The organism is Mesorhizobium sp. WSM4828, from assembly GCF_055811175.1.
Genome location: NZ_JBVVQK010000007.1, coordinates 12,269 through 35,786 on the forward strand (window position 1 = coordinate 12,269; position 23,518 = coordinate 35,786).

Below are 23,518 nucleotides of genomic sequence, written 5' to 3' on the forward strand. Positions count from 1 at the left end.
GAATTTACGATGCCGCCGTTCCCACTATTCAGCCGCCTCGGCATAGTGTGCCGGCACATAGTTGAGAACGGGGCCCAGCCAGCGCTCGACATCGGCGATTGGCATCGCCTTACGGCTAGCATAATCCTCGACCTGGTCGCGTTCGATCTTGGCGACGCCGAAATAATAGCTTTCGGGATGGGCGAGATAAATGCCCGACACGGAAGAGCCCGGCCACATCGCATAGCTTTCGGTCAGGCTGACGCCCGCATTGCGCTCGCCGTCGAGCAGGCGAAACAGCGTCGCCTTCTCGGTGTGGTCGGGCTGCGCTGGATAGCCGGGTGCCGGGCGGATGCCGCGATAAGGTTCGCCGATCAGGTCGTCCGGTGCCAGGTTCTCGTCGGGCGCGTAACCCCAGAACTCCTTGCGCACCTTCTCATGCATGCGCTCGGCGAAGGCTTCGGCGAAACGGTCGGCCAGCGCCTTGACCATGATCGAGGAATAATCGTCGTTCGCCCGCTCGAAGCGCTCGGCGATCGCCACTTCCTCGATGCCGGCGGTGACGATGAAGCCGCCGAGATAGTCGGCTTTACCGCTGTCGGCGGGCGCGACGAAATTCCGACAGCGCGACATTGGCCCTGCCGTCTCGCTTGGCCAGTTGCTGGCGCAAGGTGAAGAAGGTCGCCAGTTCCTGCGAGCGCTTATCGTCCGTGAACAGCCTGATGTCGTCGCCGACGGTATTCGCCGGCCAGAAGCCAATCACGCCCTTGGGCGCGAACCATTTTTCGGCGATGATCTTCTTCAGCATCGCCTGCGCATCCTCGAACAGCTGGCGCGCGGCTGGCCCCTGCGCCTCCTCCTCGAGGATCCTAGGATAACGGCCCTTCAGCTCCCAGGTCTGGAAGAATGGCGTCCAGTCGATGTAGCGCGCAAGCTCCGTCAAGTCCCAGTTGTCGAACACTTTTACGCCGGTGAAGGACGGCTTCGGTGGCTCATAGGCCGACCAGTCGATCCGGTGCGCATTGGCCCTCGCCCTGGGCAGCGGCAGTCGCTGCTTGTCGGCTTCGGAGCGGGCATGCGCGTCGGCGACCTTCTTGTACTCGGCGCGGACGTTGTCGACGTAGCCGGCCTTGGCCTCGTTCGACAGCAGCGCCGAAACAACGCCGACCGCGCGGCTGGCATCGGCGACGTAGACCGTCTGGCCGCTGGTGTAGCGTGGATGGATCTTGACCGCTGTGTGCACGCGGCTGGTGGTCGCGCCGCCAATCAGCAGCGGAATGTCGAAGCCTTCGCGTTCCATCTCGGCCGCCATATGCGCCATCTCGTCTAGCGACGGCGTGATCAGGCCGGACAGGCCGATGATGTCGACCTGCTGCTCGCGCGCCGTCTGCAGGATCTTCGTCGCCGGCACCATGACGCCGAGGTCGATGATCTCATAATTGTTGCACGCCAGAACCACGCCGACGATGTTCTTGCCGATGTCGTGGACATCCCCCTTCACCGTCGCCATCAGGATCTTTCCTGCGGTCTGGCGCTCGCCATTGTCGATGCCGTGGGCGGCGTTCGCCAGCTTCTCCGCCTCCATGTAGGGGAGCAGGCCGGCAACGGCCTGCTTCATGACGCGGGCGGACTTCACCACTTGCGGCAGGAACATCTTGCCGGAGCCGAACAGGTCGCCGACGACATTCATGCCCGCCATCAGCGGACCTTCGATGACATGCAGTGGACGCTCGGCCGCACCCCGCGCCTCGTCCGTGTCCGCGTCAATGAATTCGGTGATGCCGTTGACCAGCGCATGCGAAATGCGCTGCTCGACCGGCCAGTCGCGCCAGGCGAGATCGCGCTCCTGCGCCTCCTTGCCGGCCGTGCCTTTGAAGCGTTCGGCAAGTTCCAGCATGCGCTCGGTCGCCGTGCTACCACCTTTCGGCTCACGGTTGTTGACGACATCCTCGCAGGCTTCGCGCAGCTCCGGATCGATGGTGTCGTAGACGGCAAGCTGCCCGGCATTGACGATGCCCATGTCCATGCCCGCCTGGATGGCGTGGTAGAGGAACACGGCATGCATGGCCTCGCGCACCGGCTCGTTGCCACGGAACGAGAAGGAGAGGTTCGACACGCCGCCCGAAATATGGACATGGGGAAGTGTCGTGGTGATCTGCCGCGCGGCCTCGATGAAGTCGACGCCGTAATTGTTGTGCTCCTCGATGCCGGTGGCGATGGCAAAGACGTTCGGATCGAAAACGATGTCCTCCGGCGGGAATCCGGCCTGCTCGGTCAACAGCTTGTAGGCGCGGGTGCAGATTTCGACCTTGCGCGCTTTGGTGTCGGCCTGGCCGTCCTCGTCGAAGGCCATGACGACCACCGCCGCACCATAGGCGCGCACGAGTCTCGCATGATGCAGGAAGGCTTCCTCGCCCTCCTTCATCGAGATGGAGTTGACCAGCGGCTTGCCTTGCACGCGTTTCAGGCCGGCCTCGATGATCTCCCATTTGGAACTGTCGATCATCACGGGAACACGGGCGATGTCGGGCTCGGCGGCGATCAGGTTGAGATATTCGACCATCGCCTTCTTCGAATCGATCAGGCCCTCGTCCATGTTGATGTCGATGATCTGGGCGCCGTTGGCGACCTGGTCGCGCGCGACGTCGAGCGCGGTGACATAGTCGCCCGCCGTGATCAGCTTCCTGAACTTCGCCGAGCCCGTGACATTGGTGCGCTCGCCGACATTGACGAACGGAATCTCGTCGGTCAGCGTGAACGGCTCGAGGCCAGACAGGCGCATCCTGGGTTCGATATCGGGAACCGCACGCGGCGGATATTTCTTCACCGCCGCTGCGATGGCGCGGATGTGGTCGGGCGTCGAGCCGCAGCAGCCGCCCACGACGTTGACCAATCCCTCGCGCGCGAAATCCTCGATCTGCGCGGCCATGAATTCCGGACTCTCGTCATACCCGCCGAATTCATTGGGCAGGCCGGCATTCGGATAGGCGCAAGTGAACGTATCGGCGACACCGGATATCTCTGCCAGATGCGCGCGCATGGCGTTGGCGCCGAGCGCGCAATTCAGGCCGATGGTGAAGGCGCTGGCATGGCGCACCGAATGCCAGAAGGCGGTCGGCGTCTGCCCGGACAGCGTGCGGCCGGACAGGTCGGTGATGGTGCCGGAGATCATCACCGGCAGGTACACGCCCTTCTCGATGAAGATCTCGTTGCAGGCGAAGATCGCCGCCTTGGCGTTGAGTGTGTCGAAGATCGTCTCGAGCAGGATGATGTCGGCGCCGCCGTCGATGAGACCGCGCAACTGCTCGCCATAAGCAAGGCGCAGGTCGTCGAAGGTTACGGCGCGATAGCCGGGATTGTTCACGTCTGGCGACATCGAGGCGGTGCGGTTGGTCGGCCCGACCGCGCCGGCGACGAAACGGCGCTTGCCGTCCTCCTGCTCGGCACGAACAGCGGCGCGGCGCACCAGTCGCACGCCATCGCGGTTCAACGCGTAGACCGCATCCTCCATGCGGTAATCGGCCTGGGCGATTGAGGTCGAGGAGAAGGTGTTGGTTTCAAGGATATCTGCGCCGGCGATGGCGTACTGATAGTGGATCTCCTCGATCGCCCTCGGCTGCGTCAGGATCAGCAGGTCGTTGTTGCCCTGCTGGTGGCAGGCACAGCCGGCGAAGGCCTCACCCCGAAAATGGTCTTCGTCAAACCCGAGGCCCTGGATCTGCGTGCCCATTGCGCCGTCAAGGATGAGGATGCGTTCGTGCACCGCTGCGGTCAGCGCAGCAAGCACTTCGGAACCGTTGGGCTTTGCTGTGGCGGGGCCGAACAGGTCATCCAGCGATGAGGAACTTTGCGACATTTTTCATCCTCGAGACGACAGTCGCACTCAAGTCACATAAAGACATCTTTATGTCAACATACGCCCTCCAGCTCTGTTTGTCACCCTTGTTCCCCACGCATCGGTTTCGCCGGCCTGAGGCAGGGGCAGTGACCGCCACGATCAGAGGTACGGCAACATGGGCGCCGGGCCGCCTTCGCGCTGTCAACCGCACGCTACCCAGCGGCAACTGTGGCCTTAAGTCGCAAACTATTGGCTTCAGAAACCAGGCCGTCGGGCTTCATTGACGCTGCAACCAACACCATATGGTGATCCATTGCCCTCCAAAACGAGAGAAGCTGGCCTGCCGCGGTCGCACTGCGGCCCTCAACCGGCAATGGCTATGAACTAGGAACCTGAAAACCATGCCTGAAAATATCAGAGTAATTTCGAGAGACGTCCCCCTCATTCAGCTAGGCCTCTATCAGTGCCGCTTCCCGGTAAGCGAAGACCCGTCGGTACCCGGCGGTTACCGTTTTTGTGCTGGGTCAACTTCGCCGGACCGCGTCTACTGCGATCACCACCACGGCATCGTAACCGCTGTCGACCCTCGTCGGGCCCGTTCGGTCCTCGCTCAACGACGCGCCGCGTAAATTAGGCGGCGGGCGGGTCGCCAATTTGCGAGTAGACACCCGGTGGATCACCTTGAGGCTTCCCCCTGCTTGCGGGCGTCGATCAGCAATGGTGCCTCGAAGCACGCAATAATATGGCGTCGACATTGTCCATTTCCGCCGCGACCACCTGCTTGAGCAGGCCCGGTACGGAGAGTTCACCGTCAAATGGCCCTTCGATCGCTTCAGGTCCAGCCATGGACTGCATGCCCAATATCTCGGTCCCTGGGCCCGCCACCGCCATGGCGGCTGCGACGAAGCGGTCGTGTTGGGATTGATGACGGCAATTCGCATTCGCAGCATTCCGGCTTGGTTGCGCTCAATCACAAAGATGCCAGCGCGCTGGACATGCGCTCCAGCCCTTGGTGCAACAGAGGACGCGGGCAGCCGACATTCAGCCGGATGAAGCCTTCGCCGCCAGGCCCATAGACGCGGCCGTCGTAGAGATTGACCCCGGCCTGATCGACAAAGAACTTCTGAATACCACCCACTCTGCGATCGAGCGCGCACGCGTCCAGCCACACCAGAAACGATGCGTCGGGCCGCATGGGCGTGATGCCTGGAAGGTGTTCACCGGCGAACTCGCAAACCAGATCAATGTTGCTGGCGATGTAACGCGTGAGTTGGTCGAGCCATGGCGCGCCGCTGCTGTAGGCAACCTCCAGGGCCAAGCGGCCGAAAAAGTTTGCATTTACCATGAATGACGCCCGCATTGCGGCAAGAAGCGTCTCGCGGCGCTTTTTGCTGGCAACTGAAATGGTTGCCGAAGGAACCCCGGCAAGATTGAAAGTCTTCGTTGGCGCGGTGCAGATGAACGATTTCTCCGCGGCATCTTCCGAGATGGAGGAGAAGACGATGTGGGGGCGATCCGACAACCTTATGTCGCAGTGAATGTCGTCGGATATGACCAGGATCCCATGGCACTCACAAATGTCGTTAAGCGCCGCCAATTCTTCGAGTGTCCAGGCCATTCCGGCAGGGTTGTGAGGATTGCACAGCAGGAATGCCTTGGCACCGCCAGCCGCCAGTCTCTCGAAATCCTCCAGATCGAGCTCATATCTGTTGTTGTGCAATCTCAGCCGGTTCGTAAGCAGAACCCGCCCGTTTCCCTGAACCACTTCGAAATAGGGGGAGTACACGGGCGACTGCACAATGACGCCGTCACCGGGCTTCGTGAAGGTTCGCAGTATCGCAGCGACCGAAGGCATGATCGCCGGGGCGGGAAGCAAGGTCTCCACTTTCGGCGACCAGTTGTGCCGGCGCGCGAACCACGATTGCACGATCTCATAATGGCGCGGATCGCGGCGTGTGTAGCCGTAAATGCCATGGTCCGCGGCCTCGCGCAGCCGCGCGATGACGGTTTCCGGAGCGCGGAAATCCATATCCGCTGTCCATAGGGACAGCAGGTTCTGGCCCTCGACCTGCGGAGAGAACTCATCCCACTGGTTGGCCCATTTGGCGGATCCGAATTGCTGGCGGTCGTGGATTTGGTCGAAATCTATTCCCGCGATATTTCGTTGCCCAAGCGCCGATGCGGGCGTGTCTGCACAAGCCATTTGATAGTCACCTAGAAAATCTGTTGCTACGGTTACAGCCGCTTTGCTTCTGCGGACGTCCCTATTTGAGGATTTGCGCCAGAAACTGCCGTGCCCGTTCCGATCGGGAGTTGGTGAAGAACTGATCGGGCGTGTTGGTTTCGACGATCTCCCCGCGGTCCATGAACACCACCCGATCGGCCACCTCCCGCGCGAAGCCCATCTCATGCGTCACGCACAGCATCGTCATGCCTTCACTCGCAAGCGACACCATCGTGTCGAGCACCTCCTTGACCATCTCCGGATCGAGGGCAGAGGTCGGCTCGTCGAAAAGCATGATCTTTGGGTTCATGCAGAGAGCCCGGGCAATTGCAGCGCGTTGCTGCTGGCCACCCGACAACTGCCCTGGGTAGCTCTCCGCCTTCTCCGCAATTCTGACGCGATCGAGATAATGGCGCGCCAATTCCTCAGCGGCCGACCGCGGCATCTTTCTCACCCAAAACGGCGCAAGCGTGCAATTCTCAAGCACCGTAAGGTGGGGAAACAGATTGAAGTGCTGAAACACCATCCCGACGTTGCTGCGCACTGCGTCGATCTTGCGCAGATCCTCGGTTACCAACTTGCCGTTGACGATGATGTCGCCCGACTGATGCTCCTCGAGATGGTTGATGCAGCGGATCATCGTCGACTTGCCCGACCCGGAGGGGCCACAGATCACAATGCGCTGCCCCCGCGTCACCGAGAGGTTGATGTTCTTGAGCGCATGGTACGAACCGAACCATTTATTGACGCCACGCAGTTCGATGGCCATCGCCTTGCCGTAGGGCGTTGCCTTCGTCGCTGCGTGCATTGCTTGTGGCATCATCATCTCGTCCTAGGATTTGTGGCCACGCGCCAATTGGCGCTCCATCGATTGCGAGTAGCGGGACATGCCGAAGCAAAAGCCCCAGTAGACCAGTCCGGCAAAGAGGTAGCCGGTTGAGGAGATCGTCGGGCCTGCCCAGTTCGGATCGACTCGCGCCGTTTCGACGGCCTTCAGGAAATCTGCTATGCCGACGATGGCGACCAGCGTCGTGTCCTTGAACAGGCCGATGAAGGTCGACACGATGCTCGGGATAACGATCGTCAACGCCTGGGGGAGGACGATCAGGCGCATCATGTCGAAGTAGTTGATCCCGAGCGCTTTCGCCGCTTCGTATTGGCCCTTCGGGATCGCCTGAAGGCCGGCCCTCACAACCTCGGCCATATAGGCGGATGAGAACAACGCTATCGCGATGAGCGGGCGCAGCAGACGATCAGGCGTCAGATAGTCGGGGACGAAAAGCGGCATCATGAAGTTCGCCATGAACAACACCGTGATAAACGGCACGCCCCGGACGACTTCGATGAATGTGACGCAAACCGTCTTGACGAAAGGGAGTTCCGACCGGCGTCCAAGCGCCAGGATAACTCCGATCGGAAGCGAGAAGACGATGCCCACAATCGACATCAGCAGCGTGATCAAGAGACCGCCCCAGAGCGTCGTGTCGATGACAGGCAAATGGAGCCAGGCGACGCCGCGCACCAGAACGAACGCGGCAATGGGGTAGACGAGGAAGAATAGCAACGCCGCCACTTCGCGCCGCGGAGCCTTCGTCCACAGGAGCCAAACGATGAGGATGGCGCCGATCGCCTGCGCAAGATCCACGCGCCACCGCTCGGAAACCGGGTACGCGCCGTATCGCAGGTAGTCGAACTTCTCGGCAATGAAAGGCCAGCAAGCTCCTTGGCTGTTCGCACGGCATGCTTCGCGACCGCCGCTCCAGACCGCGTCGAAGATCGCAAAGCTCAAAAAGTGATGCAGCAGCCACACGGCGAGGACGACAAAGCAGATTGTCAGCGCGCCTGAAGCCGGCGTCGAAAACAGATTCTTTTTCATCCAGGTCACTGGACCTGGCCGAACGTCGGCGGGGGGCGCCATCGCTGGTATGAGCGCACCGCTGACAAAAGGCGAATGCATGGACTGATCGCTCACGCGTCACCTCTCGACGATCGCAAAATGTCGGTTACACGCGTTCATGGCCAACGACGTGGCGAGGGAGATAACGAGATAGACAGACAAGGTGATCGCCATGACCTGGACGGCCGCGCCGGTCTGGTTGAGCACCGTCCCTGCAAAGATCTGCACGAGGTCGGGATAGCCGATGAACACCGCCAGCGACGAGTTCTTGATGAGATTGAGATACTGGCTTGTCAAAGGCGGTATGATGATCCGCAGCGCCTGGGGAACGACGACCAGACGAAGCGTCTTGCCCGGCGCCAGCCCCAGCGCATACGCAGCCTCCGTCTGGCCCTTTGGCACTGCCTGGATTCCACCTCGAACGATCTCGGCGATGTATGAACCGGTGTAGACCGACAGACCGATCAGGAGAGCGGCAAACTCCGGATAGAGCTGATGCCCGCCTTGAAAATTGAAGCCGCGCAGCTGCGGCGCGACGAACGAGACCGGCTCGCCAGCCGCCAGGAACACGACCAGCGGAAATCCTATCAACGTCGCCAGACTGACCAAAAGCACCGGCAGCTGCTTGCCCGTCCGTCTCTGGACGCTCCTGGCGCGAAACCAGAATGCAACGCAGCAGGAAATGGCCGTCACGAATGCCAGGCTCACCAACCCCGCTCCCGGATGCAACTGGATCTCCGGAATGATGAGGCCGCGATTGTTGAGATAAATGCCGCCGGGAATGGCGATGGACGCCTTCGGGGAGGGCAACGGCTTGAGGACGGCGTTGTACCAGAACAGCAGCTGCAGCAATAACGGGACATTGCGCACAAGCTCGACATAGGCGGTCGCCACCTTCGAAACGATCCAGTTCCGCGACAGGCGGGCAACGCCGATGACGAAGCCAAGCAAGGTCGCCAACAGGATTGCGAGTACGCTGACGTAGAGGGTGTTTACCACTCCCACCCAGAAGGCCTGACCATAGGTGGACAGCGCATCGTACGGGATCAGGGTCTGACTGATGTCGAAGCCGGCAGCCTCATTCCAAAAATCGAATGAGAGCGGAATCCCCCGGACCCGCATATTCGATGCTGTCTGCATCCCGATGCCCAGGGCCAAGGCCAGCAGACAGCCAGCGAGCAAGAGCTGGTAGAGAACGCCTCGCACTTTCGTATCGTGCAGCGACAGGCTCCTGCGCGACGGCGCGGCAAGCGACAAATGGGACATGGCCTGTTCCTATCGGGATCCGTGCAGGGCGCTGGTGGTAACACGCCAGCGCCTTGCAACCATGCTTTGCCTAGCGGATCGGCGGAGCGTACTGAACGCCGCCTTTGTTCCAGAGCGCGTTCATGCCACGCTCCATTTTCAGCGGCGAATCCTTGCCGATATTGCGATCAAAGACTTCACCGTAGTTGCCGACCTGTTTGATCACCTGGACCGGCCAGTCGTCGCCGAGCCCGATGTCCTTGCTTATGCTACCGTCCACGCCAAGCAGACGGCGGATGCTGGGATTGTCCGACGACTTCATGGCATCGACGTTCTTGGAGGTGACCCCGTTTTCTTCCGCGGCTACCATGACGTAGAGCGTCCACTTCGCCACATTGAACCACTGGTCGTCACCCTGCCGCACCGCCGGGCCAAGCGGCTCCTTTGAGATCAGCTCGGGAAGAACAATGCTGTCGTCCGGCTTGGCCATGCGAAGCCGCGACGCGTTCAAGGTGGAGGTGTCCGCGGACAAGACGTCGCAACGACCCTCCTCGTAAGCCTTCACGACCGCTTCCTCGTCGGCGAAACCAACCGTCGTATACTTGATCGACTGCGAGCGAAAATAGTCGGCAAGGTTCAACTCGGTCGTGGTGCCCTGGGTGACGCATATCGATGCGCCCTCGAGCCCCTTGGCTGACGTGATGTTGTCCGCCTTGCGCACCATGAATCCCTGACCGTCATAAAAATACGTGCCGGCAAACAGTATGCCGAGGGATGTATCGCGGGAGGAGGTCCAGGTTGCGTTGTGTGCGAGAATGTCGATCTCTCCCGACTGCAAGGCGGTGAAGCGATCTTTTGGCGTCAATGGGATGAACTTGACCTTTTGCGCATCCCCGAGCACGGCAGCGGCCACGGCGCGACAATAGTCGACCACAAATCCGGTCCATTTGCCTTCATTGTCGGGAAGGCTGAAGCCAGCCGTGGCCGAATTTGTGCCACACGTCAACACGCCATTTTTCTTGACATTGTCGAGGGTTGCGGACCACACCGAGGAGGCGGTGCACGCGATAGCGAGGGCAAGGAGGCCCTTGAACGTGGATCTCATTTCGGTATTCCCCTGTTTTTCTTCAAGAGACTGTGCTCTCAAGCATAAGTATTCGTCAAATTGATTGTTCTCATTACGAAAATGAGCGCTGCTCATAATTTACGAGGCACCCGCTCTCGGGTGAAAAGGGACTTGAGTGGTGATCGGGCCGGTTTGCTTGAGCGGGCTGATCGAATGAGCGACAGTGCGCGCGATCTATTGTGCAGCCAACCCCGGTGCTCCGACGGTTGGCCCTTGATCTCTCTTGGTCCGCGACTCGTTGTAGATGCTAATGATGATTTCCCGGAGCCATTTGGTACCCGGGTCATTCGCCATCTGGCGGTGAACAATGAGCCACGCATTCACATTTGATATCGGAAGGGGCGGCGGGACCAGCGTCACCTCGCTCCTCTCATCCAGCATTTGCAGGATGGCATCGCCGCAATGGGTAATCAGTTCAGTGCCGCGAAGCGCCCAGGGCAGCACCAGATAATTCGGGATGGTCGCAACGACATTGCGCCGTAGACCCATTAGCTTGAGGGCGGCATCAGCAAGACCTTCTGCCAGACCATCTGCGGAAATCTGCAGGTGAGAACTGGCCAAATACGTTTCCAGTGTCATTGCGTTCCTGGCTATCTTGCTTCCACTCCACACCGCGCAAAATAGCTGATCCTGGCCAAGTTCCACCTTCAGGAGACCCGGGTCATCGCGTATCGCGGCTCCCGTCAGCGCACAGTCGACTTGTCTCAAATAGACTGATGAACCGATCTCGGGTCCGTTTGCGGGAATGACGTTCAGCGTCGCGCCAGGAGCTTGCCTCGAAAATTCTCGAATGAGCCCAGGGATAAATATCATGGCGTGGTAATCGGTAAGTCCAACGCGAAAGTTGCGTCGCGTCGTTGCCGGATTGAACACCTGATGCCGGTCGATCGACGCGCGGATCGTTGCCAGTGCGGCAGAAATATCTGACAGCAACTCCACCGCCCGTGGGGTTGGCCGCATCTCCCCCCCGTCTCTCGTGAACAATTCGTCCTGCAAGAGATACCGAAGCTTTGATAGGGAATGACTTACAGCGGATTGTGTTCTTCCCAATTCGATCGCTGCACGCGTTACGCTCCTTTCACGCATCATAACGTCGAATACTCGTAGCAAATTGAGGTCGATATCATCAAAACTCATGAGAACGTCCGCACAGTTTTTCGCATGCTACACTGTTTTCAAGCGGCGGGCGAAAGCCAGATTTGCGCCTGCTGTCGACGGCCGTGACGAGACCCTATCGTAGCTTCACTCTCAACGGCTTCGCTGGCCGTGGCTGTCGTATGGCCAAGCCCGCGCAGACGGCTTGGTCTCCCCTTTTTGCTCTCCGGCGAATTCTATTCGCCGACGGGCAGATCTGCATGACTTTGCCTATATATCATATCATCAAGCCAGTTGCTTCCCTTGCCGGCATCTGCCTGCCTTGATCAAACTGTTCGTGGCGCAGAGGTAAGCCGCCGGGGCGAGTGTCCGCTTTTGGGATTTTCGCACATCATCGCAACGACCGACATTAGGCGCGAAGCGGGCATTCGCCGTCCAAGAGACAAAAGTTTCTTTCGGTGAACCCATGACATCGACAAGCAGCACGGATTGGCCCCTCTCCTGCGGTTCGAGCCGGAGGAACACTGGTGACCGTCGTCGGGCCGCCCGACGCGCCGCCCGCCAATGGCCTGGCGGTCGACTTCGTTGTCGAGTCCGATCGTGCTCAACTGAGTGAAATCGTCCAGCGCGTGCGGGACGGACGGCTGCGGACGAACATCGGCAACATCTCGACCCTCGACGATGCCGTTTCCGCGTTCAAAACGACCGAGCGACGCTCGGGGAAGACGATCATCAGCGTTCGTCCGTGAGCGACACGCGCCTGTCAATGCGCCCGGCCGGCCGCCGCTGTCCAGATAGGCCGGCTGCGTCCTGTACGCAACGCCGGATCAAAGCACTCTCCTCTGCAAAGCTGGGCGCTCGTTGGCGATGCCGGGTGACAGCAGTTTCGAGGCGGCTATGGCGGACTATCAGCGACAGCGCGACCAACACTCGCTGCCGATGTATGAGTTCACCTGCCAACTCGCAACGAGGAGCCGCCAATGGAGATGCAGCAACTCTTCGGGGCGATCGCTGGCAACCGGCAAGCCGAGGACAACTTCGCGCGCATGAACGCGGGCACGATCTCGCCAGCCGCGTTCTTCGCACGCGAAATGTAGCCCGGATCATGGGCTCAGCCGAATTTCTGGTGTCGTCTTGAGCGTTGAGGTTCGTGGGCAGCGGTTTAGGCCGCGCTCTGGGCTGGAGCGACCTCACCGAGGAGGAGCAGCGGCGCTCAAACGCACGAACCGTGGACCTGCCAGGCGCTGTCGAAAGTATTGGCCGAACGCCTTATCTCCTCGGGCTTGCCGAAGAGAGACCGAGCGGGACAGGCAGAAACTCTCGAAGAGAGCTGGTGATAAACACCTTGCTTGGCGCTCGCGTTGACTAGCTCGCGACTTTAATACCCGCCGAGGCGGCTTCCTTGACTTCCCGGATCTGTTCACCAACTATCATGATATGAATGCCGCCGTTAAAATCCGTCACGACTTTCTTTTCCGGGTTTGCCCCATCGCGGGATCGTAACCCCCGGCTCGGCTGGCATGTGCCCCCGAGCCGAGGGGCAACACTTAAAAAATCGACATGGAAGTCCGCGGGCCGCCGATCGACTCGGCTCGGCTGTGAGCAGGACATTCTTGAATTGGCCGCTCGCATCATCTTTCGCGGCGGCGTCCCAACGAGATACGAGTATTCAAATGCATGACAAGAAGACCCGGCGTAGGCCGAACATCCGCATCTCGCAGTCGGACCATGCGCGTCTGTCGGCGCTCGCGGGCGCCGTCGCCGCACGAAATCCGGAGGCTTCCGATGAACTGCTCGCCGAACTGGAACGGGCTCGTATCGTCCCCGACGGTTGGATTCCCACAGGTACCGTCCAGATGGGCTCGACAGTGACGTTCAAGCCAGACACCGGCGACGCGAAAACGGTCACGCTGGTTTTTCCTGGCGATGCGGATATCACCGAAGGCAAGGTTTCAATCCTCACGCCGATCGGCACGGCCCTGATCGGCCTCTCGGCCGGACAGTCGATCATGTGGACTGCGCGAGACGGGCGGCGGCACGAACTCTCGGTGCTAGCGGTGAAACAACCGGCTCCGGAAGGCGTGACCGAACAGCGCCCGCCAGCGCCTTCGACTATCGAGGCGAGCGTCTAGACATGGGCATTTCCGTGCGTCTCCTCAATCACGCGGGCAGCTTGATCGCGGGAGTCTGACCCCTGTGCCGGCCTATTATGGTCCGGCACAGGGGGAAGTTTTCCCACCCGATCAATTGCTTAACGCCGGATTCCGCCCCGCGGAACCGGCTGGAGACGCGCCATGCCCACTACCGACAGCTGTCAACTGACCATCAAGGACTACGCAATTCTTGAAGTAATGCGGGAACGCTATCCGAGCCGCGGCGAAATCCTCTCGGCTATCCTTGACCGGAAGATTTCGAGCGCCGTTGTAATGTTTCGGGATGATGTTCCGGCAACCGTCGTGACGCTCAGCAGCCGCGTGGCTTATCGGGTAAACGACGGCCCTGCCGAAACCCGCATCGTCGCACATGACGAGATGCGCGGTCTGGTTGGAATGCTTTTGCCTATCACCAATCCGCGCGGTCTGGCGCTGCTTGGCTTGGCCGAAGGTGAGTCGATGTCCATTCCAACTGCGGACGGCGGCCTTGAAACGCTGAGTGTGCATGAAGTGGTCTATCAGCCGGAAACCGCAAGGCGCGAGAGATTGAAGCTGGCGGGAGCTGCCGCGCCGGGCTCGTCGCGATCGGCCGGGCCGGTTCTGCGCGTCGTTCATCGTTCCGATGAGATGCAGGACCAAGCGGCGGACAAAAACATCGCGGCCTTCGACACCGGGTTCGACGACCCAGGTCCGTCGGCGGCCTGAGAGCTCGACTATCCCGAAGGATGTGAAGACGGGTAGACAAGCGTTCCGTCGGCCCTTGCCTTCGCGGCGTCGGTGAGTTTCGCCGGCTCGATCTTATCCTTGCCCATTAAATGAAAGACAGCCTCGCCGCGGCTAAGGAGATAATCGGCGACGATTCTTCTGTGACAGCGCCACCAGAGCGTTTCCGAGCACATGATGGCGCTTCGCCGCTGCCTGCCGAGGGAGAGAAGCCGATTCAGGCCGTCAAGAAACTCCGCCGAGAGCGCGTGGTCGGCGTAATTGTGAAAACTCTGGTTGATCCAGAATGCGTTGAGCACAGGTGGAACGTCGTGCGCCTTGCCGCGCAGGCCGCCAAGCTCGGCAATGTATTCATATCCGATCCCGAACGCTGCCAGCGCTTCGGGAAGCACCTCGCTGTTGAACTGCGGGTTCGCCCGCGAGCGTCTGACAGTCCTGATGTCGATAACCAGGGTGATCTCTGCGATCCGTAGCAGGGCGACGAATTCGGCGATCGACCGCGTCGAGTGACCGATGGTGTGGAATGGATAACGCATGTACGGTCAACCCATGGCAACGGATTTCTTTCCGGCTTGATGACCGATGATTTGGAACTGAAACAACGCTGTCATTTCACCACCTGCTTCAGACCACGTAACGCCTCCTGCACGTCGGCACGCACCTCGCTTGCTTCCGGATAGACTGCATAGGCTGGATAGGTGAATTCCGGGGCGCCTTCCACCACCTCCAGCTGTCCCGCCTCGATATGGGACGCTGCGGCGCCCCTGCGGAAATAGCCCATTCCGCCGGCGCGCAGGATATAGCTCAGCCCGAGCGGACCAAGGCCGACCATCAATCCTGGCTCGCCGAAGGCTGAGGAGCTGGCATCATGCTGGGCCGCAAACAGCGGTCCCCAATCGACATCGACATAATCCTTGGACCCGACCGTTCCCCGGTCTCCGTCCGTGGTCCGAACCAGGACGAGTTGCTCCTCGACGAGAAGCTCTACCTTGAAACCCGGCAGCAGCTTCGGCGCATAGAGCACGGCAATGTCCAGAACGCCGGTCCTCAGCTGCTCGAGGAGTTGGTCCGGAACGCCGACCTGGGCCTGGATGGCGATTTCCGGCCTGGCGTTCTTCATCCAGACCAGCCAGTCGAGCAGCAGCGGATTCCACAGACTGAGCTCTCCGCCCAAGGCAACCACGCTTGTCCGTCCCGATGGGATGGCGAGCTGATGCCGTGCCCGTTCCCAGATTTGTACGAATGATTGGGCGAACCGCTCGAATTCCCGGCCCGCCGGAGTCAGCTGCGCGCCATTGCGGTTGCGGATAAAGAGCTGACGGCCGAGTTCGTCTTCCAGCGTGCGTATCCGCGCGCTTACCGTGGTCTGGGTAACGTGGAGCCGGTCGGCGGCTTTCAGAAAGCTGCCGGAATGGACGATTTCCAAAAAAGTGCGAGCGCGGTCGATGTCCATTCTGGCTCCCGTCAGTGCAATAATTTTGCATCAATACAGCATTTAATTCCGTTTGCCTTCCTGTTTTACGCAGCGCAACGTTCAGAAGGCCGCGCTGGCTTCCGCCGCAAGAGTTGATGGCGCGCACAATGTCTGATCAGGAGGATCTTCCCTTGGAAACGCGAGAGTACGCCTCGCCGCCGTGCTTCATGCACGAACTCGTTCCCGGATATGGCACCGGGCCGGTTGTGCAAGACGCATGGACAGAAGTCTGTCGATGGCGCAAGGCGGAGCGCAAGCGCTTGATCGAGGAGCGTCTTGCCGTCGACGCCGAGGAACGCTTGGCGAGGTCTACTCGCGTTGCCTCCGCGCTCGACCGGGCTGTCAGCCGGGTCAGCGGGCGCATCATCAGCGGCTACTGGCCTTTTCGCGGCGAGCCGGACCTTCGCAACTGGGCGATACGGGTGATCGAGCGCGGCGGGCGGATCGCGCTGCCGGTCGTCATCAAAAAAGGTTGGCCTCTGGAGTTTCGGATCTGGGGACCAGGAGACCCGCTCGAACGCGGCATCTGGAACATTCTTGTTCCGTCAAATGGGCCATCGGTCCAGCCGGATGTCGTCATCGCGCCGGTTGTCGGTTTCGACCAGGCTAACTACCGCCTGGGCTATGGCGGGGGCTTTTTTGACCGGACCCTAGCGGCCGTGCCGAAGCGGCCTCTCGTCGTGGGCGTCGGTTACGCCGGCAGCAGGATCCAGACCATCTATCCGCAGCCACACGACATTCCGATGGATGTGATCGTCACCGATGAATGAATGAGTGCAGGCGAGACCTGATCCTCCTGTGACGGCGGATCGCCGACGGCCGGGTCCATCTTTGAGTCCGCCGCGCCTCCAGTGAAGAGCAGGAAGCAAATCATGTCCAATCCAGCCACCACGGCCTTGGATGATCATAAGCCACGGTTTGTCGTCAGGTGGCTGTTCTCCACCAACCACAAGGATATCGGGACGCTTTACCTGCTGTTCTCGATCATGGCCGGAGTCTTCGGTACAGCGCTTTCCGTGTTGATCCGCATGGAGTTGGAGGAGCCGGGCCTGCAGATATTTGGCGATCCGGGGGTCTACAACGTCGTCGTCAGTGCCCACGGGCTGGTCATGATCTTTTTCGTCCTAATGCCGGCACTGATTGGTGGCTTCGGCAACTGGATGGTACCGATCATGATTGGCGCCCCCGACATGGCCTTTCCGCGCTTGAACAACATCTCATTCTGGCTGCTGGTGATGTCATTTATCCTCTTCATCACCTCAATGTTCGTTCCAGGAGCGCCCGGCACGCTTGGCCATGGCGGCGGCTGGACGCTCTACCCGCCCTTGTCGACTGATGGCCAGCCAGGCCCCGCGGTCGACCTCGTGATTCTGTCAATCCACCTGTCGGGTGCCTCTTCGATCCTTGGCGCTATCAACTTCATCACCACCATCTTCAATATGCGCGCGCCTGGCATGACGATGCACAAGATGCCTCTGTTCGCCTGGTCGATGCTGGTTACTGCCTTCATGCTGCTGATGTCGCTGCCCGTACTCGCCGGCGCCATCACCATGCTTTTGACCGATCGCAATTTCGGGACGACCTTCTTCGCGCCCGCCGGCGGCGGTGATCCGGTCCTCTATCAGCATCTGTTCTGGTTCTTCGGCCATCCCGAAGTCTACATAATGATTCTACCCGGCTTCGGCATCATCAGCCATGTCATCTCGACCTTCGCCAGGAAGCCGATCTTCGGCTATCTCGGCATGGCCTATGCGATGGTGGCGATCGCCGCGATCGGCTTCGTCGTGTGGGCGCATCATATGTATACGACCGGCCTGTCCGTGGACACCCAGCGTTACTTCGCCTTCGCCTCGATGGTCATCGCCGTTCCAACCGGCGTGAAGGTTTTTTCCTGGCTAGCGACTATGTGGGGAGGATCGATAGACTTCAAGACACCGATGCAGTGGGCTCTCGGTTTCGTCCTGCTGTTCACCATCGGCGGCGTCACCGGCATCATGGTTGCAAACCCTGGTATCGACCGCGTGTATCACGATACCTATTTTGTGGTCGCCCACTTTCATTATGTGCTGTCTTTGGGCGCGGTCTTCGCCATCTTCGCCGGCTTCTATTACTGGTTCCCGAAGATGACCGGCTATATGTACAACGAAACGATGGGCAAGCTGCATTTCTGGGTGATGTTCATTGGCGTCAACCTGGTCTTTTTCCCGCAGCATTTTCTCGGCATGGCCGGCATGCCGCGACGCTATGCCGACTATCCCGACGCTTTCGCCGGCTGGAATTTCGTCTCCTCGATCGGGTCCTACATTTCAACGGCCGGACTTGTCGTCTTCTTCATCACGGTAGCGGAAGCCTTCAGCCGCAAACGCCAGGCTGGCGCCAACCCATGGGGCGAAGGGGCGGCCACCCTCGAATGGCTGCTGCCGTCGCCGCCACCCTTCCACCAATGGGAAAAGCTGCCGCGCATTCTCTAACACTCGCCTCCAGCTCAATCGGCGTCTGTTATTGTTGGGGAGACTGTCATGAACGAGACCACAGATCCAAACAACCAGATCCTGCTCGTAGCAATTGTCGCGTTTTATTGGGCATTGCTGGCAGGCTGGGACCAGCTGCTGCCGCGCTCGGATGACGACAAGACCAAGCGGGGCGATGCGGTGACTGAGCAACGAAGCGGCGTTGCCAATTACACTTCATCGGCGGGCCAGCCCTTGGATGTGATCCGCGACATCGATCCGAATTTTGACCTCGCCGCGTTTCTGACCGGCGCCAAAACGGCCTATGAAGTTATCCTGCGGGCCTATGCAAATGGCGACATCCAAACGTTGAAACGCCTTGTCGGGCCGGAAGTGCTTGAGACCTTCGAACGAGCTATTGCCGGGCGCCGGGATCGGGAAGAGACGCTGCAGCTGACCCTCATCGGCGTGAGTGAAGCAAAAGTCATCGAGGCTCTCGAGGAGAATGGGACCGCAGAGATCGGCGTTCGCTTCGTTTCCGAGGTGGTCAGTGTCACCCGTTCAGCCAACGACCGGGTCGTGGCTGGCGATCCCACGCTGATTGTTGAGGTGATCGACACCTGGACGTTTGCCCGCGAAACACAGTCAACGAAGCGCGACTGGGTTTTGATCGCCACCGAGGGCGACTAACAGGTATGTGCTCTTCCGAGAAGCCTGCCTCCCGTGTCACCGTTGAAGGGCAGTCAACCCGGAGCATTGGGTGGCCTGAGCGGATTTGTCATTCTTTGACAGCACCCACCCACTATTGGCCTGTCGCGATTAATTGGACATGACACGGGCTCAGTCGACCATTTTCAAGCAGCGAGCTGCGTAGCAGGGCCTGGAAATAAATTACCAGATCGTATCCTCATGTGATATGGTCAAATCTTGGCCGAGAAAAATTAATAGAAACAAAGGAGGCCGCGATGAGAGATTATTTTTCATTTCAGCTATTCATGAGGATGTCGGCTGCGCTATTTATTGGTGCCGCTATCTATTCGATCGTCTTCGGGAATACATGATGGTGCTTGGAGCCCGCGCTTAGACTTTCTCGAGACCAAGTCGCTGACATTTCCCGATCCTGAGCAGTAGCTAGGACGCGGCGGGACGCGCTTCGCGAACTGCTCCGACCTGCCAGCAGATCACTCAGGGACAAAACCACCCTGCGGCGCTAAGTGCAACCCAGTGGAACCATACCCGCGGCAGCTCGTGGCCCCTGAGCAGACGTTGATGTGTCGAGGTGCTGGCTGGTGAAGCCCAACCTCGCCAAGCCCCTGCGCACTTCCGGCGCGCCCATGAACAGCCTCCACAAAAGCCCTGTACGATGGTTCTCGATCATTGCGATGATTGGCCCCTGATTGATCGCCAGATATGTCCGGGAGTACCAGTTGCGAGGTTCGCAAAACGCGTCGACAAAGCCGAAGCGGCCCCATATGCGGTTTCGAGGCTTGGTCAGGAAACCGCGCAGTGCGCGCATCGCTTCCCCCGGAGCATAAGGGAAACTCGACAGGGCAGCGGACGGGGTGATTACGCCAAAGTCCCTGTCGGGTGCACTTGCGATGTATCCTCGCGGCCCATGGCTCGCGGTCAGACCCCAGCAGTCAGGGCCGTATCCCAAATGGTTATGGGGGTTGCGGACGCAATGCCGATAATTGATCTGCGTATGACGGAGGTTCTGTTGCCAGTAGTCGGCGTATCGGTCGCTTAGGCCTCGTGGATCAAGCCCGCAGAAGGAATATTGCGAAAAGAAGAGCGGACCACCAGAATCCATTCCCAATGGTAGCACGATCCCGTAATGATCGCGCCCGTTTCGAAAGTCGGATCCACCAGCAAAGCCTTCGTGAAAGATGCCCGGATCAATGGAGTGGCGAGTTGATCCCGCCGCCAGCACGAAGGTGAGCATGCATTCGTTCCAACCTCTGATCGGGCTGTCCATCGCCCAGCCGTGGTTCGGGCTCCAGTGCCACATCAGTTGCCGGGCCCCGCGTGCGAACCAATTCCACTCGGCCTGTGACAACAGCGCGTTCACGCTATGGCGAAGGCGTGCCTCCTCGGTTGCCATCCCGTCGAAATACTCGCGGGCGCAGATCAGACCTTGAAACAGGAAAGTGGTTTCGACCAGATCAGCGCCGTCATCCTTGCGACGGAATGGAATTGTCGCACCGGTACGGCCATTGATGAAATGCGGGAACACGCCATGGTAGCGCGGCGAGCTTTCCAGGAAATCCAGCATTCGCTGCAATCGGCATAATGCGGCCGTGCTATCGATCCAACCGCGTTCAACAGCAACGATGATTGCCATGATGCCGAAGCCAGAGCCGCCAATGGCTGCGAGATCGTTGGCCGGAGCACCGGTGGTCTTCTGGCGATCTCGGGCAAGACCACTGACGGGATGTGCGCCTTCCCAGAAGTACCGGGCCGTTTGCCGTTGCACGATATCCAGCAGCGCTTCATCGTCGAGCTCGCGAACGTTTGCCGGGAAGTCGGGTGCTTGGAGCGTGCTGGGAATCATCGAGCCGGTGTTCCTGAAATGGGCATACAGACCGCCGGTCAATATGTCGTACCGGCTTTGCGGCATATTGAAAAGTTTTTAGAGTTTCTCCGCCGGGCCGCTGGCGCCAAAGCCCGTTATACCGATGAAAGTGCCAGCGGCGCCTTCTTGTCGAGCATGGCTTTGGCGGTCATCAGATCGTCACTTCGCTTTTAGTAGTCCGCAGCCTAAATATACCAGCACCGAGCACAGCCCAAGTCACTGCAAACGCGCCAATGACGTTGCCGATCTTCTCGGGCAGTCCGCAAGGGCTAGCTGCTTCGTGGGCCACTACATCTCAATCAGGACGTAGGCGACACCAAAGACAATGCTCATTAGAACACCAAACCATGCCTACCCCTTCAATGCGGCGCGCACGTCCTCAGGCTCAGCGCCTTTCTGGTTATCGTAGTCGTCCATAATCAGATCCCAGGTTTGTCGATCGTTACTTGGTACAAAATCAATAGAGGATGAGCAACCCCAACCCTGCACGCTAAGCGTTCGCGCTCCTATCTTTCCTCGGAGAACGGCAACGGCCCTTTACATCGCATCTTATAATTTGACGCGGTCAGGGCATAACCACACTTGCATACGCGCAAGCTAGAGAAGCTCGAGAATTTCTCTCACAAGGTCCGTCTGGTCTGTTGACGATGCCGGAATATCTATCCAGCCTGAGACGTCCTTGCCTCCGGCTCGGCTAGACGCCGGAGGCCTGCTCTGCATTGTTCGAAAACTCATGACGATCATTGTGGCAGGAGTCCGCCGGCCGGTACGATTGCAAGGGTTCCTTCTCCTACTCGAACATGATGCGAGCGGCACCTCTTTTGGCGAGCAACATTCTCCGAGCTTCCTGGATCCGCTGAGCCTGTTGTTTGGTGTATGGACCCATTGGCCGGGTCTTTTCATCGCCGCGACGAACACGGCAATACCAGCGGCCGCTGTCCGAGAAGATTTCAACCAGGGTCGGTGCATCGTTAGCCGCCTGCTTGGCGACCTCGTCGACGAATTTCACGATCTTTGAATAACGCTGGGCGGGCGCAACCATGTCCAAGCCACGGGTGACACCTAGTTCCTGCTGCTCTGTGGACATAGTCGAACTCCTTTCAGTCACAACCACATTCCGCTTCGCCATTCTGACTCTGACTTCCGCTTTTCGGAAGTCGAAGCTAGCTTGCCATTTGGCGCTCCATTTCCAGCTCGGCCTGCAGACTTTCAACGTCGCGGAAGATTGAGGCGACAGCCAGCGTGCGCCCTTCTCGTTTGAAGCGGAGCAGGCAATCTTTGGCGGTTATGTCGCCGTCTACCGCGATCTCGTCCCACCGCTCGGCGTGACCGACATAGTTGATGGGAACATCGTAATGCTGGCTCCAGAAGAACGGCACGGCCTCGAATTTCTCACGATGGCCGAGCATGTTGAGCGCGGCTGCTTGCCCCTGCCTCTCTGCAACCACCCAGTGCTCGACCCGAATGTTCTCGCCACTGTGAGGATCTGGCCACCGCGCAATGTCGCCGGCGGCGAATATGCCTGGTGCGCTCGTCTCCAGAAAGGCGTTCACGAGAACCCCGCGGTCAAGGATGAGCCCGGCCTTTTCCGCGAGGCCGATCCGCGGGCGCACGCCTACGCCGGCGACGACGAAGTCGGCAGCTAACGTGCCGCCGCTGCTGAGCTTCACCTTTTTGCCATCGATGCTGCTCGCCGTGTCCTGAAGATGGAAAACAACCCCGTTCTCCTCATGGATAGTGCGGATGAAGTCACCCATTTGCGGACCCAGGATCCGCTCCATGGGCCGCTTATCCGGCGCCACGACATGAACGTCGATGTTGCGCGAGCGCAGGGCCGCAGCTACTTCCAGCCCAATGAAACTGGCACCAATCACAACAGCGATTTGCGCCGTGGTGGCTCGCTCAATGATCGCCTTGCAATCTGCGAACGAGCGCAGTGCGTGGACATGCGGCTGGTCTGCCCCGGGTATGGTCAAGCGAACCGGTTCGGCCCCGGTCGCAAGAAGCAGCTTGTCGTAAGGAGTCGAGCTCCCGTCCGCGAGCACAACCTCGCGAGAACGTACGTCGATGCGAGCGACATTGCCATTAAGACGCAGGTCGATATTGTTCTTTGCGTAGAAGCTTTCGCCACGCAACGGAATCCAGTCTTCCGGTGCCTTGCCGGCGAGGTAGTCCTTGGAAAGGTTGGGGCGATCAACTGGCGGTGCTTCATCATTGCTGAGCATGACGACGCTGCCTTGATAGTGTTCGCGCCGCAGCATTTCGGCCGCCGCGAAACCGGCTGCGCCGCCGCCGACGATGACGATCTTCTCCGGAACGGGGCCGGAGCCTCCATCGCGCGGCTTGGGTGCGGTTCGATTGCGCTTCTCGCCCACGAATATCTGATCATCGCGTTGTTCCACCGACCAGCACGCGAGTGGCCTGAAGGCAGGCGTTCGCAAGGCTTCGCCTGTACGCAAATCAAAGCACGCGTGATGCCACGGACACCGGACCGTGTCTTCCACCACAAGACCGTTGACGAGCGGCCCGCCGTAATGTGTGCAAGTCGCCCCGACGGCGAAGATCTCGGCCCCGCGGCGCACCAGCAGCACCTGCTCATTGCCGCAATGGCCGACCAGCTTTCCACCGTCGGGAAGATCGGCGAACGCGATGCCCTGGACCAGGTCTGGTCCGATCACTTCGGTAGGGTCCACAGCCATTTTCTTCTCCTTGGCGATTTCGACAAAATCGCATCCAGGGAGC

Annotated in this window: 17 protein-coding genes and 3 pseudogenes; 7 read left to right on the plus strand and 13 right to left on the minus strand. The window is 59.7% G+C overall.

Translation table 11 applies throughout. From position 1 onward, the window contains the following. Nucleotides 1-24: 24 nt before the first annotated feature. Nucleotides 25-3,835: pseudogene (metH, locus tag AC0L2X_RS10300) on the minus strand (methionine synthase). Between the two features lie 383 nt (nt 3,836-4,218). Between metH and AC0L2X_RS10305 the strand changes: the two are divergent. Beyond that, nucleotides 4,219-4,446 (plus strand): GcrA family cell cycle regulator, encoded by a 228-nt coding sequence (locus AC0L2X_RS10305; protein ID WP_352566386.1) that lies wholly within the window; start codon nt 4,219-4,221, stop codon nt 4,444-4,446. An 82-nt stretch (nt 4,447-4,528) separates the two neighbouring features. Here AC0L2X_RS10305 and AC0L2X_RS10310 read toward each other — a convergent pair whose 3' ends face one another. The 7 genes from AC0L2X_RS10310 to AC0L2X_RS10340 all read right to left on the minus strand — a co-directional run bounded on the left by AC0L2X_RS10310 (nt 4,529) and on the right by AC0L2X_RS10340 (nt 11,446). Then, complete coding sequence (locus tag AC0L2X_RS10310) at nt 4,529-4,708, minus strand: hypothetical protein (protein ID WP_473560206.1); 180 nt, start codon at nt 4,706-4,708, stop codon at nt 4,529-4,531. A 79-nt stretch (nt 4,709-4,787) separates the two neighbouring features. Next, nucleotides 4,788-6,020 carry a MalY/PatB family protein gene (locus AC0L2X_RS10315; protein ID WP_473560207.1) on the minus strand — a complete coding sequence of 411 codons (1,233 nt, stop codon included), beginning with the start codon at nt 6,018-6,020 and terminating at the stop codon, nt 4,788-4,790. Nucleotides 6,021-6,081: 61 nt separating this feature from the next. Then, complete coding sequence (locus AC0L2X_RS10320) at nt 6,082-6,810, minus strand: amino acid ABC transporter ATP-binding protein (RefSeq protein WP_473560250.1); 729 nt, start codon at nt 6,808-6,810, stop codon at nt 6,082-6,084. 63 nt (nt 6,811-6,873) lie between these two features. Next, nucleotides 6,874-7,998: an amino acid ABC transporter permease gene (locus tag AC0L2X_RS10325; protein ID WP_352566407.1), complete on the minus strand. Its 1,125-nt coding sequence runs from the start codon at nt 7,996-7,998 to the stop codon at nt 6,874-6,876. An 18-nt stretch (nt 7,999-8,016) separates the two neighbouring features. Beyond that, complete coding sequence (locus AC0L2X_RS10330; RefSeq protein WP_473599748.1) at nt 8,017-9,204, minus strand: amino acid ABC transporter permease; 1,188 nt, start codon at nt 9,202-9,204, stop codon at nt 8,017-8,019. A 70-nt stretch (nt 9,205-9,274) separates the two neighbouring features. After that, a complete protein-coding gene (locus AC0L2X_RS10335; RefSeq protein WP_473560252.1) occupies nt 9,275-10,288 on the minus strand; it encodes an amino acid ABC transporter substrate-binding protein in 1,014 nt (337 codons plus the stop codon). A gap of 195 nt (nt 10,289-10,483) precedes the next feature. After that, entirely contained in the window at nt 10,484-11,446 is a 963-nt protein-coding gene (locus AC0L2X_RS10340; protein ID WP_473560210.1) for a LysR family transcriptional regulator, read from the minus strand. 464 nt (nt 11,447-11,910) lie between these two features. Between AC0L2X_RS10340 and AC0L2X_RS10345 the strand changes: the two are divergent. The 3 genes and pseudogenes from AC0L2X_RS10345 to AC0L2X_RS10355 all read left to right on the plus strand — a co-directional run. Then, nucleotides 11,911-12,153: pseudogene (locus AC0L2X_RS10345) on the plus strand (NADP-dependent oxidoreductase); the annotation flags it as partial. A gap of 924 nt (nt 12,154-13,077) precedes the next feature. Beyond that, entirely contained in the window at nt 13,078-13,536 is a 459-nt protein-coding gene (rnk, locus tag AC0L2X_RS10350; protein WP_473560212.1) for a nucleoside diphosphate kinase regulator, read from the plus strand. 162 nt (nt 13,537-13,698) lie between these two features. Beyond that, nucleotides 13,699-14,262, plus strand: coding sequence for a GreA/GreB family elongation factor (locus tag AC0L2X_RS10355; RefSeq protein ID WP_473599749.1), 564 nt, complete (start codon nt 13,699-13,701; stop codon nt 14,260-14,262). An 8-nt stretch (nt 14,263-14,270) separates the two neighbouring features. On the opposite strand, the gene AC0L2X_RS10360 is transcribed toward AC0L2X_RS10355, so the two are convergent. Beyond that, a complete protein-coding gene (locus tag AC0L2X_RS10360; protein WP_473599750.1) occupies nt 14,271-14,816 on the minus strand; it encodes a DUF488 domain-containing protein in 546 nt (181 codons plus the stop codon). A gap of 71 nt (nt 14,817-14,887) precedes the next feature. Beyond that, nucleotides 14,888-15,733, minus strand: coding sequence for a LysR family transcriptional regulator (locus AC0L2X_RS10365; protein WP_473599751.1), 846 nt, complete (start codon nt 15,731-15,733; stop codon nt 14,888-14,890). A 128-nt stretch (nt 15,734-15,861) separates the two neighbouring features. On the opposite strand from AC0L2X_RS10365, the gene AC0L2X_RS10370 reads away from it, so the two are divergent. The 3 genes and pseudogenes from AC0L2X_RS10370 to AC0L2X_RS10380 all read left to right on the plus strand — a co-directional run bounded on the left by AC0L2X_RS10370 (nt 15,862) and on the right by AC0L2X_RS10380 (nt 18,894). After that, a complete protein-coding gene (locus AC0L2X_RS10370) occupies nt 15,862-16,524 on the plus strand; it encodes a 5-formyltetrahydrofolate cyclo-ligase (RefSeq protein WP_473599752.1) in 663 nt (220 codons plus the stop codon). A 135-nt stretch (nt 16,525-16,659) separates the two neighbouring features. Continuing rightward, nucleotides 16,660-18,225 (plus strand): annotated as a pseudogene (gene ctaD, locus AC0L2X_RS10375) (cytochrome c oxidase subunit I); the annotation flags it as partial. Between the two features lie 48 nt (nt 18,226-18,273). Beyond that, a complete protein-coding gene (locus AC0L2X_RS10380; protein ID WP_473599753.1) occupies nt 18,274-18,894 on the plus strand; it encodes a Tim44/TimA family putative adaptor protein in 621 nt (206 codons plus the stop codon). Nucleotides 18,895-19,414: 520 nt separating this feature from the next. Here AC0L2X_RS10380 and AC0L2X_RS10385 read toward each other — a convergent pair. The 3 genes from AC0L2X_RS10385 to AC0L2X_RS10395 form a co-directional block, all read right to left on the minus strand. Next, nucleotides 19,415-20,797, minus strand: coding sequence for a glucoamylase family protein (locus AC0L2X_RS10385; protein ID WP_473599754.1), 1,383 nt, complete (start codon nt 20,795-20,797; stop codon nt 19,415-19,417). Between the two features lie 769 nt (nt 20,798-21,566). Beyond that, complete coding sequence (locus AC0L2X_RS10390; protein ID WP_473560224.1) at nt 21,567-21,863, minus strand: hypothetical protein; 297 nt, start codon at nt 21,861-21,863, stop codon at nt 21,567-21,569. Nucleotides 21,864-21,939: 76 nt separating this feature from the next. Next, nucleotides 21,940-23,475: an FAD-dependent oxidoreductase gene (locus tag AC0L2X_RS10395; protein ID WP_473599818.1), complete on the minus strand. Its 1,536-nt coding sequence runs from the start codon at nt 23,473-23,475 to the stop codon at nt 21,940-21,942. Nucleotides 23,476-23,518 lie beyond the last annotated feature (43 nt).